This is a genomic window from Erwinia rhapontici, from assembly GCF_020683125.1.
GTDB classification, from domain to species: Bacteria; Pseudomonadota; Gammaproteobacteria; order Enterobacterales; family Enterobacteriaceae; genus Erwinia; species Erwinia rhapontici.
This window is the reverse complement of the sequence record NZ_CP085627.1, coordinates 706,551-721,876: the sequence shown is the minus strand read 5'-3', so window position 1 is coordinate 721,876 and position 15,326 is coordinate 706,551. Positions and strand designations below refer to the sequence as shown.

The window sequence follows — 15,326 nt, the reverse complement described above, 5'->3', positions numbered from 1 at the left end:
AGCACGAGTGACAGCAACAAATTGTCCTGCACTAAGGGAGAAATGAATATTCCCCAGCCCGGAGGAATAAAACTAATAATATGAGAACAAGATCACAATTATTCACCCATTCATTAATGTGATCCCTCTCCCAAATAATAATCCCGCATTCTGCTGTTTTAATTTTGTCCCGCACAGGGACACGCTTTAGTATTGCCCACATCCCCGACAGCAACTAGATTTAATCTCACTCAGTCAGCACAAGATAAATCCGACCCGAAAGGGTGAATAATTAAAACATAATACCCAAAGTCATTGACGTAACAGCACGACAGCAAACACCGCTGGCATGTCAAATATCAAGGGTATTCAAGGGTGATCTGATGCAACTACTAACCTCTAGACAACACAAATTGCTGAAGTATCTTCTGCAACATCAGGAGTATGTTCCGGTTAAAAATATGGCCAGCCTGCTGGCCGTGTCAGAAAAAACGGTACATCGCGATATCCAGTTTATCGAAACACTGTTAACCGAGTGGAATATCACTACAGATAAAAAGGTTGGCATTGGTATTATGCTGATTGCCGATGACAGCCAGCGTTTAATGCTGCTGGAGCAACTGATAACACCAGAAGAAGGCGGCGCTGAGGCGCTGGCCAATAATTCACGCCGGGTAAAAATTGCGTCTCAACTTCTGAGCGATACCCCGCGGGAAACCTCCATCAGCAAGCTGTCTGAACGCTACTTCATCAGTAGCGCCTCTATCGTCAATGACCTGAAGATCATTGAAAGCTGGATTGCCCCACTCGGCCTGGCACTGGTCCGCAGTCAGAGCGGTACGCATATTGAAGGCAGCGAAAATCATATTCGCCAGGCGATGGCCTCACTGATTAATGATGTGATGAATTTCCAGGACCCGGGGACCGTCAATCATTCACGTCTGGACCCCGGCAGTTATAAAGCCCTGACGCACTATTTTGGTGAAGAGGATGTGCTGTTTGTTCAGCAAATCCTGGAGCAGATGGAACGCCAGTTAACCTATCCCCTGGGTGAACCTTATTATATTAATCTTTTCACCCATATTTTAATTATGATGCACCGCATGGCGCTGGGTAACCCGCTTATTCTGAGCGAAGAAAACATCAGCCAAAAACCGGACGAAATTATTTTCGCTATCGCACAGGAAATGATTAATCAGGTTGAAATAAGAATTAATAATCAACTACCTTGTGATGAAGTTTGGTTTGTTTATCAATATATCATTTCCTCTGGCATTGTGGTCGAGGAAAATGAGGATAACCCTCCGTTGTATTGTCAGTTATCCAATAGTGAGTCGCGCCATTTAACGCTGGATTTAATCGCCACCTTTTCTGCCGTGATTAACATTGACCTGAGCAGCGACCGTCTGCTGCATGAAGGGTTGCTGGTGCATATTAAGCCGTTACTTAACCGACTTAAATATCAAATACGCATCCGCAATCCGTTACTGGAAGATATAAAAAAAGAGCTGGCCGATATTTATCAGTTGACCGGACATGCAGTGTCGCAACTGTGCCAGCGCTTTAAATTACCGGAGATTGCCGATGATGAAGTGGGTTATCTGACCGTGCATTTTCAGGCGGCACTGGAGCGCCAGATTGCTCACAAACGCATCCTGATTGTCTGTTCAAGCGGTGTGGGCACGTCGCACCTGCTGAAGAGCCGCATTCTGCGCGCCTTCCCTGACTGGGTCATCGCTGGCGTCGTCTCGGCCAGCACCATGAACCAGTGCTGCCAGCAGCAGGATATTGAACTGGTGATCTCCACGATTCATCTGGCCGACCAGCCGCTTCCGGTGGTCTACGTGTCGGCCTTTTTTAACGACGACGATATTAAACGCGTCACCGAGAAGGTCATCGCCAGCAAATTGATGCAGGCATCCGATCGTATCAAGGCACCCGAACACGCCTTTTCAACTTGCTCTTAAGAGGTCTGCAAATGGATATCAATAAAATTCTCAGCGCCCGGCGCGTCAAATTAAACATGAACGCCAGCACGAAAGATGAAGCGATACGCGAACTGACCGATTTGCTGTATGAGGACGGTGCCCTGACCTCGAAAGAGGACTTTATTCACGACGTCTGGTTACGTGAAGCCGAAGGCTCGACCGGATTCGAGAATCATATTGCTATTCCACACGGCAAGTCGCTGGCAGTAAAACAGACCACGCTGGCGATTGGCCGGACCCGCGCCGATATTCCGTGGGAAACGCTCGATGGCAGTGAAGTGCGCTGCATTATTTTATTTGCGGTCCGTATGGAAGATCAAAACACCACACATATTCGTCTGTTGTCTCAGGTGGCCTGTGCCCTGGCGGATGATGATGTGATTGCCCAACTGTTACAAGAGCAGGATGCAGACAGCATTATCCAACTGTTCAGCCAGTACGCGGAAACAGACCTCTGTTAACACTGAAGACGAGGCTTACCATGAAAATTGTTTGTGTGGCCGCCTGCACGGCAGGCATCGCGCATACCTACATCGCGCGCGAAAAACTGATTAAGGGCGCGAAAGCGCTCAACTTCGACATCCTGGTGGAAACCCAGGGCACCATCGGCACCGAGAATGCCCTGAATGCGGCAGACATTGCCGCGGCTGACGTAGTGATCCTGGCCGTCGATATCAAAATCAACGGCGAGGAGCGTTTTAAAGGTAAACCGGTGGTGCGGGTGAAAACCGATGTCGTGATCAAATCCCCGGTGAAGTTCCTGGAAAAAGTGGCCGATTCGTTAGCACGTGCCTGAGCACTCTCACGGGGAAATCACGATGAACACTCAATCAAACAAACTGGGGCAAGAGATTAAGGGGCATCTGCTGACCGGTATCTCATGGATGATCCCGTTGATCGTCGCCGCCGGGATCTGCATTGCGCTAGGTCAGGTGATCGGCGGCCCGGACGTCGGTAAACAGACCGGCAGCGTGGCCTGGATGCTGAATCAGATCGGCGGCTGGGGAATGGGGCTGATCGTGCCGCTGATTTCTGCGGCGATCGCCTGGTCAATTGCCGATCGCCCCGGCTTTGCACCCGGTCTGATCGTGGGTTTTATCTGCGGCCAGATCGGCACCGGGTTTATCGGCGGCATTCTCGGCGGCTTCCTGGTGGGCTACACCGTGCTGCTGCTGAAACGCAGCATCAGGCTGCCCACGTCTATGCAGGGGCTGATGCCGGTGATGATCCTGCCGGTGCTCAGTACCGTGATCGCCGGGTTGCTGATGATGACGTTCATCGGCCAGCCGATCATCTGGTTGCAGAAAGCGCTGATCCATCTGCTGGAGTCGATGCAGGGCGGATCGAAGTTCCTGATGGGAGCGATCCTCGGTGCCATGGCCACCTTTGACTTCGGCGGGCCGGTGAATAAAACCATGTCCCTGTTTGCTGACGGCATGCTGGTTGATGGCATCTATGGCCCGGAAGCGGTGAAGTTTGTCGGCTCAATGATCCCGCCGTTTGGTATCACCCTCTCCTTCCTGCTGACGCGCAATAAATACACCCGCGCAGAAAAAGAGGCCCTGAAAGCCGCCTTCCCGATGGGCATCTGCATGATCACCGAAGGGGTGATCCCCATTGCCGCCCGTGACCTGTTCCGTGTGGTTGGCAGCTGTGTGGTGGCCTCCGCCATCGCAGGCGGGCTGATTATGGTCTGGGGCGTAGAGGCGCCTGTGCCGCACGGCGGGATGTTTGTGGTGCCGCTGTTTACCAAACCCGTGATGTTCTGCCTGGCCCTGGGGATCGGCACGGTGATCTGCGGCGTGATGCTGTCAGTCATTAAGAAACGCGTGACCGAAGCGGATGAAGAGTTTAACGATGTCGACGATGGCAGCATGCGCGACGAAGACATTAAATTCACCCTGGAATAAGGAGTTGTTATGTACGCCTCAATGAAAGCCGTGATTGCCGATGCCTTTCAGCGACAGTACGCGGTCTTAGCCATTAACTGCTTCAATCTGGAGAGCGCCCGTGCGGCCATCAGCGCCGCCAGCGCACAGCGCGCCCCGATTATCCTGAATATCTATCAGGGGCACTGCGAACACTTCCCACCAGCAGTCGCGCTGCCGCTGGTCAGGGCGCTGGCAGAGCAGGCCAGCGTGCCGGTGGCCCTCAGTCTTGACCACGGCCGTGACTTTACGCTGATTGGTCAGTGCTTCCGCGCCGGGTTTACCGGGCTGATGATTGACGCCTCCGCTTTTCCGCTGGAGGAGAACATCCGCCAGACTCAGCAGGTGGTACAGATGGCCCACACTGCAGGGGTTTGCGTGGAGGGCGAGCTGGGCCATATTGCTGATGCGCCGGTCTATGACCTGCAGGATGCCAGCGTGAAGATGACCCAGGTGGCCGATGTGATGCCGTTTATCGCACAGACCGATATTGACCTGCTGGCGGTATCCGTCGGTACGGCACACGGCATCTATCCGCCAGGCGTGACGCCCGCGATTGATTTCACCCGGCTGGAGGAGCTGCATCGCGCTTCACCGTTACCGCTGGCCCTGCATGGCGGCAGCGGCACCAAAGCGGAAGATATTCGCCGCGTCAGCCAGCATGGTGTGGCAAAGATTAACGTTGGTGCGGCGGTGTTTGAAGCCGGAAAAAGCGCACTGCAACAAGCCTTAAAACAGCACCCTAAGGCGGAGCTGCCCGATCTGATGGCGGTGATGGAATCCGCCTGTCGCGAAGTCGTTACTGAGTATCTCAACTGGTCTGGCGCCGTGGGTAAAGCGTAACGCCCGATCCGATTCCGTTCACCCTGCGTTCCGTCAGTGACCCGTCACTGATGCAGGAAAGTTTTGCCTAAAATCTGACTCTGAGGGAGTACAACCATGTTGATGTCAATGCACGAACTGTTAAAACCAACCCGTGAAAATCGCTTCGCCATTGGTGCCTTTAACGTTGCCGACAGCTGCTTTATCCGCGCCGTCGTCGAGCAGGCAGAGGCCAGCAACAGCCCGGCGATTATCTCCATCCACCCCAGCGAACTGGAGTTCGTGACCGATGAGTTCTTCGGCTATGTGCGTGAACGCACCCTGCGCAGCCGCATTCCTTTTGTTATCCACCTTGATCACGGCGCATCGGTTGAGCACGTCCAGCGCGCCATTCAGTGCGGGTTTACCTCAGTGATGATTGATGGATCGCTGCTGCCGTATGAAGAGAACGTGGCGCTGACGCAGGAAGTGGTGAAGCTGGCCCATGCGGTGGGGATCTCTGTGGAAGGTGAGCTGGGCACCATTGGGGATACCGGCACGTCAGTGGAGGGCGGGGTCAGTAAGGTGATTTATACCGATCCTGATCAGGCAGAGGACTTTGTTGCCCGCACCGGCGTGGATACGCTGGCGGTCGCCATCGGCACCGCGCACGGTATTTATCCAAAAGATATGAAGCCGGAGCTGCAAATGCATATCCTGCGCGAGATCTCACAGCGCGTGTCGATTCCACTGGTGCTGCACGGCGGATCGGCCAACCCGGATGCGGAGATCGCGGAGTCGGTGACACTGGGTGTCGGTAAGATCAATATCTCCAGTGATATGAAGTATGCCTACTTTGCCAAAGCCCGTGAGATTCTGAGCCGCGAAACCTGGTGGGATCCGAATGTGATTTACCCTGAGCCGATCAAGGCGGCAAAAGAGGTGATTGCTTATAAGATGTCGCTGTTTGGTTCGACGGGCAAAGCGGATTTATATCGTTAGGGTGGGTCTTTGGTCTGGGCCGCTGTTTTAAGGGCCAGGCATGCCTGGCCCCTACGGACGGTGTAGGGGTCGGGCATGCCCGCCCCCTGATGCGTTATTTCCCCGCCAACCACTGCTTCACAACCTGCTGGTATTCCCCAGTGGCTTTACTCAAGTGCAGCCACTGGTCAACGTACATCTTCCAGCTGATATCATCACGTGGCAGCATCCACGCCTTCTCACCGTACTGTAACGGCTTGTCCGGGTTAATCGCACACAGCGACGGATAGCGTTTCTGCTGATACTGGGCTTCCGACGCATCGGTGATCATCACGTCCGCTTTCTTATCCACCAGCTGCTGGAAAATCGTCACGTTATCGTGAAACAACGTCAGGTTGGCCTCGGGCAGATAAGCATGCACAAAGGCTTCATTGGTGCCGCCCGCCGGTTCAATCAGACGCACCGACGGTTTATTCATCTGTTCAACGGTGAGGTATTTCTTCTTATCCGCGCAGCGCACCAGCGGGATTTTCCCGTCGGTATCCAGCGGTTCCGCAAACCACGCCGTCTGCTGACGCTTCAGTGTCACTGAAACACCGCCCAGAGCGATGTCACATTGCTTGCCGATAAAGTCAGGTGTCAGGGTTTTCCAGGTGGTGGGGACCCACTTCACCTCGGCGCCCAGGCTTTTTGCCAACGACTGCACCAGCGAAATATCAATGCCTTCATAGCCGCCATCCGCACGCAGATAGGTATAAGGCTTGTAGTCTCCCGTGGTACACACCACCAGCGTTTTACTCTGCATGGCACGGTCAAGATGCGATTGCGCGCTGGCGCTTCCCGCTACCAACAGAAGGGCCACAGCCCCGATTTTCATCATCATAGTTCTCTCATTGTTATTATCAGTGCCGCGTATTGTTGCTTAAAACGCAATAGTATTGTGATCCATACCCCATTTTTCTCACCCCTGTCGTCAGATACACTCTCCGAAATTGCACACAGCTGAGAAAAATTTATGAGCCAGATTCTGATTATTGATGCCGGGAAAGCCTTCGCTCATTCAAAAGGCGAACTGAACCACACGCTGACTAACGTGGCCGCCAGCTTCCTGCGTGACGCGGGTCATCAGGTCGATGTTACCGTACTCGACGACGGTTACGTAGTCGCTGAAGAAATCGAAAAATACCTCGCTGCCGATACCATTATTTACCAGATGCCAGGCTGGTGGATGGGCGAGCCGTGGACGCTAAAAAAATACATCGATGAAGTATTTACCGAAGGCCACGGCAAACTGTACGCCAGCGATGGCCGTACCCGCTCTGATGCAGCCAAAAAATATGGCTCTGGCGGCCTGTTACAGGGTAAAACCTATATGCTGTCGCTGACCTGGAACGCCCCGTTACAGGCGTTCACCGATCCGGAACAGTTCTTTGAAGGCGTGGGCGTTGATGGCGTGTATCTGCACTTCCACAAAGCAAACCAGTTCCTGGGTATGGACGGTTTACCGACCTTTATCTGCAACGATGTGATCAAACAGCCGGATATTGACGGCGATATTGCACGCTATCGGACTCATCTGAACGCGATCTTTGCTTAACTAAAGGTACACACCTCGAGTAAAAGGAAACAGTATGCTGACCGTGATCGCTGAAATTTGTATCAAGCCAGGCCGACGTACTGCCGTTTTACAAGCGATAGAAACGCTGACGCCTGTCGTTCTGGATGAGGAAGGCTGCGGCAGTTATCAGGCGCTGATTGACCATAAAGCCCAGGTACCGTGGAAGCAGTACTCACCGGACTCGATCTTTATGGTGGAGCACTGGGACTCACTGCGCCATCTTGAGCAGCATCAGCAGGCTGCCCATATGGAAGCACACCGTACCGCGATTAAAAACGATGTGGTGGATGTGAAGATCTTTGTGCTGGAACCGGCACTGTAAAGACACGCGGGCTGATCGGAACAGAAGGTCAGCCCCTGCTTTTTGCCTTATAACAACGTCTTGCTGGCAAACTGCTCACTGAGAAAATCCAGGAAACAGCTGATCCGCGCCGACAGCGTGCTGTTACGGTAGTACACAGCATGAATCGGGTGGTGCATCTCACGCGTTTCAGCCTCCAGAACCGGCACCAGCCGACCGGAAGCCAGATCCTCACGGCTGAGAAAATCCGACACGCGGGTAATACCCATGCCGTTCACCGCCAGCTGGCGCAGCGTTTCCCCACTTGATGCCATCACCGTTGGTTTAATCTGTAAAAGCTCCCCCTCCACCCGCCATACCGGCCAGATATTGTGCTGGTCAAGATTGCAGAAGCCCAGTAACCGATGGTTCTCGACCATATCGGCCACGCTTTGCGGTACACCATGCTCCTCCAGATAGCCCGGGCTGGCCATCAGCCGCAGCCTGCTGCACCCCAGCGCGCGAGCATGCATCGTGGAATCGCGCAGCTCGCCAATACGGATCGCGATATCCGTCTGCTGTTCCAGCAGATCGATCACCACTTCATCAGTATTCAGCTCCAGCTGGATCAGCGGATAACGGCGTGAAAACTCCGGCATCAGCGGCACAATCACATGCAGCATAAACGGCGTGGCAGCATTGACGCGCAGCCGGCCAGACGGGATCTCACGCCGCTGAGCGATCTGCTCTTCGGCAGTTTCGACTGAACGAATGATCTGCCGCGCGTGCTCAAGAAAGATTTGCCCTTCTTCAGTCAGTGCGATACGGCGAGTGGTGCGGTGCAGCAACGTGGTTTGCAGCTTGCTTTCCAGCCGACTGAGGGCGCGGCTGATACCGGACGTGGTCTGGTTAAGCTGTTCTGCGGCGGCAGTGATCGAACCGGTATCGACCACAACAACCCACGCACGAAGCTCTTCAAGGGTGATTTTCAATAGTTCAACCTGCTGGAAAGATGACACTCACAATACTAACAGAATCATCACGAGTCCTGGCGCAGGTTGACATTTTTATGCGTTTACGGCATTACCGGGCGTGAATACGGAAACAATCCGATCAAGCGTCAGCAAAGCAGATGATTAGATTTTACTTTCAGAAGGGGTAAAAAGAACACTGCAGAATGGGCAAAGAAGATTTTTGTTCTTATGAACTCTTGGAGCACTGTGGTCGGAATTTTTACTGCATTTAGGACATGCGATGGAGATGAGGAAGCCGTTGGATTTAGGTTGTTTTTGATTATAAGCCATAAATATTTCCTGTGTTGTTTGGACGCGTATAGTACACCCTCAATCAACATTCCCCTTACTCTTTCTTTCTTAAAAGCAGTTTTAGCTATCAAAATGGTGCGCCAACAGGCTGTGAATGCTCAACATAACCCTCTGTCACAAGGCCGCATCCGTTAATCCTCGTTAAGGAGCGATGCGAATAATTTTCTGCGTCAGGCGCATGGCTGAATCAAACGGGCCTGTATTGCGCACAATTTTGACCATCACGCTGGCACCCAACCAAAGCTGATAAAGGTTTTCCGCCACGTTGGTGGGATGATCATCGATAGTCAGAGAACCCTCGGCAACACCGGCCTCTAACGCTTCCGCCAGGCGCGATATGATTCCTGAAGTTCCTGAGTCAAGTGTCACGCGCATAGTGTCAGAAAGATCGGCCACTTCAGCCCCGAGTTTCACGGCAAGGCACTTACCCTGACAATGCGAAAACGATTGTGATTCACGCCATTGCCGCCAGTAGTTCATCAGCCGCTGCGCCATATTGAGACCAGGCTGGCTCAGGGTGCTATCAATTTCTGCCAGATAATCATCAAAATAACGGGCCAGCATCGCTACCCCAAATGCTTCTTTCGAGCTGAAATAGTGATAAAACGAACCTTTGGGCACACCGGCATCAGTGAGTATTTCGTTTAATCCGACAGCCGAAAAACCCTTGCCTGCCATGATACGTTGGCCTGTGGCGAGGATATGGTCGCGGATGTCGTTGCTATGATGTTGAGTTGAAGTCGTCATAGGTTAACGTTACCAAAAAACTAGACCAGTCGTCTATATGGGGCAGCTAAATATCGCTGCCCCAGGTAAGCACCGTTTATTCGGTCAGCTGTCGGATCAGTTGTTCCGCCGTTGCCGCTGATGAAGTTGGATTTTGTCCGGTGATCAGCAGACCATCGCTGACGACATACGAACTCCAGTCCGCCCCTTTGGAATAAATTCCACCTTTGGCAATCAATTCATCTTCCACCAGGAAAGGCACCACGTCAGTCAGGCCCACTGCGTCCTCTTCACTATTGGTAAAGCCGGTGACTTTGCGGCCTGCCACCAGCGGTTGCCCTTCGGGTGTTTTAACGTGGCGAAGGACGCCCGGTGCATGGCAGACCAGTGCCACAGGCTTGTTTGCCGCGAGGAAGGCTTCAATCAGCGCGATAGAGTTTTTATCTTCGGCCAGATCCCACAGCGGGCCATGGCCGCCCGGATAAAAGACCGCGTCGTACCCGTCTTGCGAAATGCTGTCCAGACGCACCGTGGCGGCAAGCTGGGCAGTTGCTTCTGCATCGGCCTCAAAGCGGTGGGTCTGTTCAGTCTGAAAATCCGGCTCATTACTTTTTGCATCTAACGGCGGGTTGCCGCCCTTTGGCGAGGCCAGCGTAATTTCTGCGCCCGCATCTTTAAATGCGTAGTAGGGAGCTGCCAGCTCTTCAAGCCAGAAACCAGTTTTACGTCCGGTATTGCCCAGCTGGTCGTGTGAGGTTAACACCATAAGAATCTTCATCTTAATCTCCTGCCTGTCAGTTTGAAATGCTTGAATTAGACCAGTCGTCTAGATGGTAGTTGTAACAAGGCTTCATCTGCTCAAGTCATGTCGTTAAGCTAACAGCAATTAGACCAGTCGTCTACAAATAATAGTAAACATCTTCAGATTGTCTTTCATCCTGGGGACAGATCATTCAGCGTGAGGCAAAAGCATCCTTGCTTAAAAGGCAGTTTAAAAAAACTGCCCCCCGGCGATCACCTTTCAATAAACTGGGAAATTAATTCTCTTTTTCAACAGCTTAACTTCAACTCCAGGGTCAACTGACATCAGACTTCGATTTCAGCCATATCGCCTTTTTCCTGCAACCAGTTACGGCGGTCTTCGGAGCGTTTCTTCGCCAACAGCATGTCCATGATAGCCATGGTGTGCTGAATATCCTCATCGCTGATGGTGAGCTGCACCAGACGACGCGTGTTGGGATCCAGCGTGGTTTCGCGCAGCTGTAACGGGTTCATCTCACCCAGACCTTTGAATCGCTGCACATTCGGTTTGCCTTTCTTGCGCTTCAACTGCTCAAGAATACCGGCCTTCTCGTCTTCATCCAGCGCGTAATAGACCTCTTTACCGAGATCGATACGGTACAGCGGCGGCATCGCAACGTAGACGTGACCGTTTTTCACCAGCGTGCTGAAGTGGCGCACAAACAGCGCGCACAACAGCGTGGCAATGTGCAGACCATCGGAGTCCGCATCCGCAAGGATGCAGATCTTGCCGTAGCGAAGCTGGCTCAGATCGTCACTGTCAGGATCGATACCGATCGCCACTGAAATATCATGCACTTCCTGTGATGCCAGAACCTCATCAGAGGAGACTTCCCACGTATTGAGGATCTTACCTTTCAGCGGCATGATCGCCTGATATTCACGGTCGCGAGCCTGCTTGGCAGAACCGCCCGCCGAATCCCCTTCCACCAGGAACAGCTCGGTACGGTTAAGATCCTGAGCAGAACAGTCCGCCAGTTTACCCGGCAGCGCCGGTCCGCTGGTCAGCTTTTTACGCACCACTTTTTTCGCCGCACGCAGGCGACGCTGCGCGCTGGAAATCGCCATTTCTGCCAGCATTTCTGCTGTCTGGATATTCTGGTTCAGCCACAGGCTGAAGGCATCTTTAACCACGCCTGAAACGAAGGCCGCGCACTGACGGGATGACAAACGCTCTTTAGTCTGCCCGGCAAACTGCGGGTCCTGCATTTTGACCGACAGCACGTAGGCGCAGCGATCCCAGATGTCTTCCGCCGACAGCTTCACGCCGCGCGGCAGAATATTGCGGTATTCGCAGAACTCGCGCATCGCGTCGAGCAGACCCTGACGCAGGCCGTTAACATGCGTACCGCCCTGCATGGTCGGGATCAGGTTAACGTAACTTTCCGTCAACAGCTCGCCGCCTTCTGGCAACCACAGCAGCGCCCAGTCCACCGCTTCCACATCACCGGAGAAGGCCCCCACAAAGGCTTTTTCTGGCAGGGTTGGCAGGCCGTTAACCGCTTCCATCAAATAGTCCGTCAGACCATCGGCGTAGCACCAGGTCTGCTCGGTGTTGTTCACTTTGTCTTTAAAGACAATCTCAACACCCGGGCACAGCACCGCTTTCGCTTTCAGCAGATGGCTCAAACGTGAGACCGAGAAACGCGGACTGTCGAAGAAAGAGACATCCGGCCAGAACTGTACGCGGGTGCCGGTGTTACGTTTGCCGACGGTGCCAGTGACCGTCAGGTCCTGCACTTTATCGCCGTTTTCAAACGCCATCTCGTACACTTCACCGTTACGACGAACGGTAACTTCCACACGTGTTGACAGGGCGTTGACCACCGAGATCCCGACGCCATGCAGGCCACCTGAGAACTGATAGTTTTTATTGGAGAATTTGCCCCCGGCATGCAGGCGGCAGAAAATCAGCTCAACGGCCGGCACGCCCTCTTCGGGGTGAATATCCACCGGCATGCCGCGCCCGTCGTCGATCACTTCCAACGACTGGTCAGCGTGCAGAATCACTTCCACGCGTTTAGCGTGACCGGCCAGCGCTTCATCCACGCTGTTATCGATCACTTCCTGGCCTAAGTGGTTAGGACGCACGGTATCGGTGTACATGCCCGGGCGGCGACGCACGGGTTCAAGGCCGCTGAGAACCTCAATGGAGTCAGCGTTGTAGCTGGATTGAGTCATCGTAACAATCTGATTGGTGGTGGCTAAAAATGAGTGACCAGACTCCGGCTATCTCATTCCTGGAAACCCAGGAAGTCGAGCATCGCGGAGAAATGGCGTTCGAATCCGATAAAAGCATGATTTCCGCCCTCTTCTACCGTTTGGCGGCAGGCGCTGTAGTAGTCCAGGGCCTGGCGGTAGTCGAGCACTTCATCACCCGTTTGTTGCAGTAACCAGAGCAAGTCTGGTGACTCTAACGGGTCAATTTGCATCACTTTTAGATCGTAAATATGGCGAGACTCTAACACATATTGCTGACCGGTGTATGGGTTCTCGTTGTGGCCGAGGTAATCAGCCAGCAGCTCAAACGGGCGTACCGCTGGGTTGACCACCACGGCGGGCAGCGTGAAACATTGGGACAGCCAGGTGGCATAATAACCGCCCAACGACGAGCCTATAATGCCCAGCGGCTCGCCCGCTGACTGCATAACAAACGTCTCCAGCAGCGCGGCAGCTTCGGAGGGGAATGCCGGAAGCTGGGGCACATGCAGAGTGATGTCAGGACGTTGCTCTGCCAGCCACTGTTTAAACTGCGTTGCCTTGGCAGACTGCGGCGAACTGTTAAAACCATGCAGATAAAGCAGCGTGGCCATCGGTCAGTATCCTTCTGAGTCGAGATCCGGGTTAAATATGCGCGTGGTCAGACGTTGCACCTGAGTGTCGAGCCGACCATCGTCATACAGGTCCAGCCAGCGCCAGCCTGGAGACTCAGCGTCAATCGTGAAGTTGGTACAGTGTGGTTTGAACTGGACGCAGGTGGAAGGTGAAGCCAGCACACGCCGCCCCTGCCATTCAAGGTCGAGTTCTTGATGGATATGCCCGCATAACAAATTTCTCGCCTGCGGATAGCGTCGCAGGACCGTATCCAGCATATGCGGATTACGTAGACTGTGTTGGTCAAGCCACGAACAGCCAGACGGTACCGGATGGTGATGCAATAATACCAACGTGTGCCGCTGCGGCTCTGCTGCCAGTACACTTTCAAGCCATTCCAACTGGTACTCGCTCAGTTCACCGTGCGGGACACCGAAGACCTGACTGTCCAGCAACACAATTTGCCAGTGATCCCCGACCAGCACCTGTTTTTGGTCGGCAATCGTCGAGGCCGCCAGCGTGGTAAACATGGTTGGCTGGAAGTCATGGTTGCCAGGCAACCAGACGCAGGGGGCAGGCAGGCGAGCAATGCCCTCAGCGAAATGCTGATAGGCAAGAGCGGAGTGGTCCTGTGCCAGATCGCCAGTGGCGACAATCAAATCGTAGTGACGCTTATCCGCTGCGATAACATCCAGCACGGCATCAAAACTGGCCCAGGTATTTACCCCTAGCAGCGTTTCATGTTTACCTGCAAAAAGGTGAGTGTCCGTTATCTGTAAAATCCTGACTTTGGACCCACTCGCCACAGGAAGTTTTAACAGGCTATCCAATCAAAGTCCTTAAGGTAATACCCATCTGTTTCAGGCCGCAGGCGCATCGGCTTCCTGCTTTATACATTCATTTGGGTACACATCTGAAAATTGTTGCAGCGTTTTCAACATACCGGAACGGCTATCGCACCGTGGGACAAACAGTAGCGCAACCAGTCCGCTAAAAATTGGTTAATTTGGTGCTTTTCATCACGCTGATGCAGCTTTTTATTAGGATAATCATAGCGTGCTTTAAAGCGATAGATCTGCTGAGTGGAACACACTTCCGCCACCATCGCGTCATGATACAACCGCACGGACATCGAAGGCAGGCTCCAGTAACTGACCGCAGGGGCCGTTTGCCTGATTTCCACCAGCGTGGTGTAACGGGTCGACTCCTGAATGGTGATGAGATAGCTGGCACCGTTCACCTGATACGCCATCGATTCACCCACCCGATCCTCCTTTGGCAATAAACGCCGCAGCTGCGCAAAGTTCGTTTCGCAGACACGCATCATTTCAGGAAAGTCGGGGACATAACGTTTCATTATTCAGGATTCCACTCTTGGCGTAGCTGTTTATGGTGCAACTCCAGCCATTGCAAAGCAATGACAGCAGCAGCGTTATCGATTTTCCCCTGTTCCACCCATTGATAAGCCTGACTCCGGCTGACCACATGCACAAGAATATCCTCATTCTCTTCCTCCAGGCCGTGGTTTCCCTGCGCCACGCTGGCATCCACTTCACCGACAAACACCGCCAGACGCTCGGAGGTGCCTCCCGCACTAGAGAGGTAATTGCTAATCGGCTTGATACGACCCGGCGTTAGCCCGGCTTCTTCCAGAGCTTCTCTGCGCGCCACACCCTCCGGGGTTTCTCCCGGTTCGATCATCCCGGCCACCAGTTCAAGCACCCAGGGCGTCGCGCTGGTATCGTAAGCGGCAATACGGATCTGCTCAATCAGCACCACTTCATCGCGTTTCGGGTCATAGGGTAGCAGCACGGCAGCGTGACCGCGCTCAAAAATTTCCCGCGTCACTTCACCACTCATACCGCCATTAAACAAGCGATGACGAAAGCGATAGCGTTCGAGCGAAAAAAAACCGCGATAAAGCGTCTCTCGTGCAATAATTTCTACATCGTTTTTTGTGAAAGTCACTGGGTATTTACGACCAGTATCCATAACTCTGTCTCCTGCTAAGTGATGGCAAAAACGTAAAGTGCAATAGTATTCCGACAGTTGTCTGGTTCTTAACGACTTATTTGAGTAAATTAA

18 protein-coding genes are annotated in these 15,326 nt (G+C 53.2%); 8 read left to right on the top strand and 10 right to left on the bottom strand.

Going from position 1 to position 15,326, the window contains the following annotated elements; all coding sequences use genetic code 11:
- Positions 1-362: 362 nt before the first annotated feature.
- From LJN55_RS03295 to LJN55_RS03270, 6 genes are all read left to right on the top strand, one after another.
- A complete protein-coding gene (locus LJN55_RS03295) occupies positions 363-1,946 on the top strand; it encodes a BglG family transcription antiterminator (RefSeq protein ID WP_133843817.1) in 1,584 nt (527 codons plus the stop codon).
- 11 nt (positions 1,947-1,957) lie between these two features.
- A complete protein-coding gene (locus tag LJN55_RS03290) occupies positions 1,958-2,428 on the top strand; it encodes a PTS sugar transporter subunit IIA (RefSeq protein ID WP_133843819.1) in 471 nt (156 codons plus the stop codon).
- Between the two features lie 20 nt (positions 2,429-2,448).
- Positions 2,449-2,763: a PTS fructose transporter subunit IIB gene (locus LJN55_RS03285; protein WP_133843821.1), complete on the top strand. Its 315-nt coding sequence runs from the start codon at positions 2,449-2,451 to the stop codon at positions 2,761-2,763.
- A gap of 22 nt (positions 2,764-2,785) precedes the next feature.
- Positions 2,786-3,877, top strand: a complete 1,092-nt coding sequence (locus LJN55_RS03280; protein ID WP_133843823.1) for a PTS fructose transporter subunit IIC — start codon at positions 2,786-2,788, stop codon at positions 3,875-3,877.
- Between the two features lie 9 nt (positions 3,878-3,886).
- Positions 3,887-4,738, top strand: a complete 852-nt coding sequence (locus LJN55_RS03275) for a class II fructose-bisphosphate aldolase (RefSeq protein WP_171148878.1) — start codon at positions 3,887-3,889, stop codon at positions 4,736-4,738.
- A 96-nt stretch (positions 4,739-4,834) separates the two neighbouring features.
- Positions 4,835-5,698 carry a ketose-bisphosphate aldolase gene (locus tag LJN55_RS03270; RefSeq protein WP_133843828.1) on the top strand — a complete coding sequence of 288 codons (864 nt, stop codon included), beginning with the start codon at positions 4,835-4,837 and terminating at the stop codon, positions 5,696-5,698.
- Positions 5,699-5,792: 94 nt separating this feature from the next.
- On the opposite strand, the gene LJN55_RS03265 is transcribed toward LJN55_RS03270, so the two are convergent.
- Positions 5,793-6,560 (bottom strand): transporter substrate-binding domain-containing protein, encoded by a 768-nt coding sequence (locus LJN55_RS03265; protein WP_407647776.1) that lies wholly within the window; start codon positions 6,558-6,560, stop codon positions 5,793-5,795.
- Positions 6,561-6,692: 132 nt separating this feature from the next.
- Between LJN55_RS03265 and LJN55_RS03260 the strand changes: the two genes are divergently transcribed.
- Both LJN55_RS03260 and LJN55_RS03255 read left to right on the top strand, forming a co-directional pair.
- Positions 6,693-7,274, top strand: coding sequence for an NAD(P)H-dependent oxidoreductase (locus LJN55_RS03260; RefSeq protein WP_133843830.1), 582 nt, complete (start codon positions 6,693-6,695; stop codon positions 7,272-7,274).
- 34 nt (positions 7,275-7,308) lie between these two features.
- Positions 7,309-7,617, top strand: a complete 309-nt coding sequence (locus LJN55_RS03255) for a putative quinol monooxygenase (RefSeq protein WP_133843832.1) — start codon at positions 7,309-7,311, stop codon at positions 7,615-7,617.
- 47 nt (positions 7,618-7,664) lie between these two features.
- Here the strand turns inward: LJN55_RS03255 and LJN55_RS03250 are convergent, their stop codons facing one another.
- From LJN55_RS03250 to nudF, 9 genes are all read right to left on the bottom strand, one after another.
- The gene (locus LJN55_RS03250; RefSeq protein WP_133843834.1) at positions 7,665-8,567 is read right to left on the bottom strand and encodes a LysR substrate-binding domain-containing protein; all 903 of its coding nucleotides are present in this window, start codon (positions 8,565-8,567) and stop codon (positions 7,665-7,667) included.
- 144 nt (positions 8,568-8,711) lie between these two features.
- On the bottom strand, positions 8,712-8,879 hold the full coding sequence (locus tag LJN55_RS24020; RefSeq protein WP_213202222.1) for a YnfU family zinc-binding protein: 168 nt from the start codon (positions 8,877-8,879) through the stop codon (positions 8,712-8,714).
- A gap of 162 nt (positions 8,880-9,041) precedes the next feature.
- The gene (locus tag LJN55_RS03240; protein ID WP_227535657.1) at positions 9,042-9,647 is read right to left on the bottom strand and encodes a TetR/AcrR family transcriptional regulator; all 606 of its coding nucleotides are present in this window, start codon (positions 9,645-9,647) and stop codon (positions 9,042-9,044) included.
- 76 nt (positions 9,648-9,723) lie between these two features.
- Positions 9,724-10,404, bottom strand: coding sequence for a type 1 glutamine amidotransferase domain-containing protein (locus tag LJN55_RS03235; RefSeq protein ID WP_133843838.1), 681 nt, complete (start codon positions 10,402-10,404; stop codon positions 9,724-9,726).
- 308 nt (positions 10,405-10,712) lie between these two features.
- Complete coding sequence (gene parE, locus LJN55_RS03230) at positions 10,713-12,608, bottom strand: DNA topoisomerase IV subunit B (protein WP_133843840.1); 1,896 nt, start codon at positions 12,606-12,608, stop codon at positions 10,713-10,715.
- 53 nt (positions 12,609-12,661) lie between these two features.
- Positions 12,662-13,240 carry an esterase YqiA gene (gene yqiA / locus LJN55_RS03225; protein WP_133843842.1) on the bottom strand — a complete coding sequence of 193 codons (579 nt, stop codon included), beginning with the start codon at positions 13,238-13,240 and terminating at the stop codon, positions 12,662-12,664.
- A 3-nt stretch (positions 13,241-13,243) separates the two neighbouring features.
- Entirely contained in the window at positions 13,244-14,071 is an 828-nt protein-coding gene (cpdA, locus tag LJN55_RS03220; protein WP_133843844.1) for a 3',5'-cyclic-AMP phosphodiesterase, read from the bottom strand.
- A 104-nt stretch (positions 14,072-14,175) separates the two neighbouring features.
- A complete protein-coding gene (locus LJN55_RS03215; protein WP_133843846.1) occupies positions 14,176-14,601 on the bottom strand; it encodes a DUF1249 family protein in 426 nt (141 codons plus the stop codon).
- On the bottom strand, positions 14,598-15,233 hold the full coding sequence (gene nudF, locus LJN55_RS03210) for an ADP-ribose diphosphatase (protein WP_133843848.1): 636 nt from the start codon (positions 15,231-15,233) through the stop codon (positions 14,598-14,600). Before nudF ends, LJN55_RS03215 begins: the two co-directional genes overlap by 4 nt.
- Between the last annotated feature and the right edge of the window lie 93 nt (positions 15,234-15,326).

Bases quoted from the DNA above. Each gene is read 5' to 3' on its own strand.
- LJN55_RS03295 (WP_133843817.1), top strand. From the start codon at position 363: ATGCAACTACTAACCTCTAGACAACACAAATTGCTGAAGTATCTTCTG.
- LJN55_RS03290 (WP_133843819.1), top strand. From the start codon at position 1,958: ATGGATATCAATAAAATTCTCAGCGCCCGGCGCGTCAAATTAAACATG.
- LJN55_RS03285 (WP_133843821.1), top strand. From the start codon at position 2,449: ATGAAAATTGTTTGTGTGGCCGCCTGCACGGCAGGCATCGCGCATACC.
- LJN55_RS03280 (WP_133843823.1), top strand. From the start codon at position 2,786: ATGAACACTCAATCAAACAAACTGGGGCAAGAGATTAAGGGGCATCTG.
- LJN55_RS03275 (WP_171148878.1), top strand. From the start codon at position 3,887: ATGTACGCCTCAATGAAAGCCGTGATTGCCGATGCCTTTCAGCGACAG.
- LJN55_RS03270 (WP_133843828.1), top strand. From the start codon at position 4,835: ATGTTGATGTCAATGCACGAACTGTTAAAACCAACCCGTGAAAATCGC.
- LJN55_RS03265 (WP_407647776.1), bottom strand. From the start codon at position 6,560: ATGATGATGAAAATCGGGGCTGTGGCCCTTCTGTTGGTAGCGGGAAGC.
- LJN55_RS03260 (WP_133843830.1), top strand. From the start codon at position 6,693: ATGAGCCAGATTCTGATTATTGATGCCGGGAAAGCCTTCGCTCATTCA.
- LJN55_RS03255 (WP_133843832.1), top strand. From the start codon at position 7,309: ATGCTGACCGTGATCGCTGAAATTTGTATCAAGCCAGGCCGACGTACT.
- LJN55_RS24020 (WP_213202222.1), bottom strand. From the start codon at position 8,879: ATGGCTTATAATCAAAAACAACCTAAATCCAACGGCTTCCTCATCTCC.
- LJN55_RS03240 (WP_227535657.1), bottom strand. From the start codon at position 9,647: ATGACGACTTCAACTCAACATCATAGCAACGACATCCGCGACCATATC.
- LJN55_RS03235 (WP_133843838.1), bottom strand. From the start codon at position 10,404: ATGAAGATTCTTATGGTGTTAACCTCACACGACCAGCTGGGCAATACC.
- parE (WP_133843840.1), bottom strand. From the start codon at position 12,608: ATGACTCAATCCAGCTACAACGCTGACTCCATTGAGGTTCTCAGCGGC.
- yqiA (WP_133843842.1), bottom strand. From the start codon at position 13,240: ATGGCCACGCTGCTTTATCTGCATGGTTTTAACAGTTCGCCGCAGTCT.
- nudF (WP_133843848.1), bottom strand. From the start codon at position 15,233: ATGGATACTGGTCGTAAATACCCAGTGACTTTCACAAAAAACGATGTA.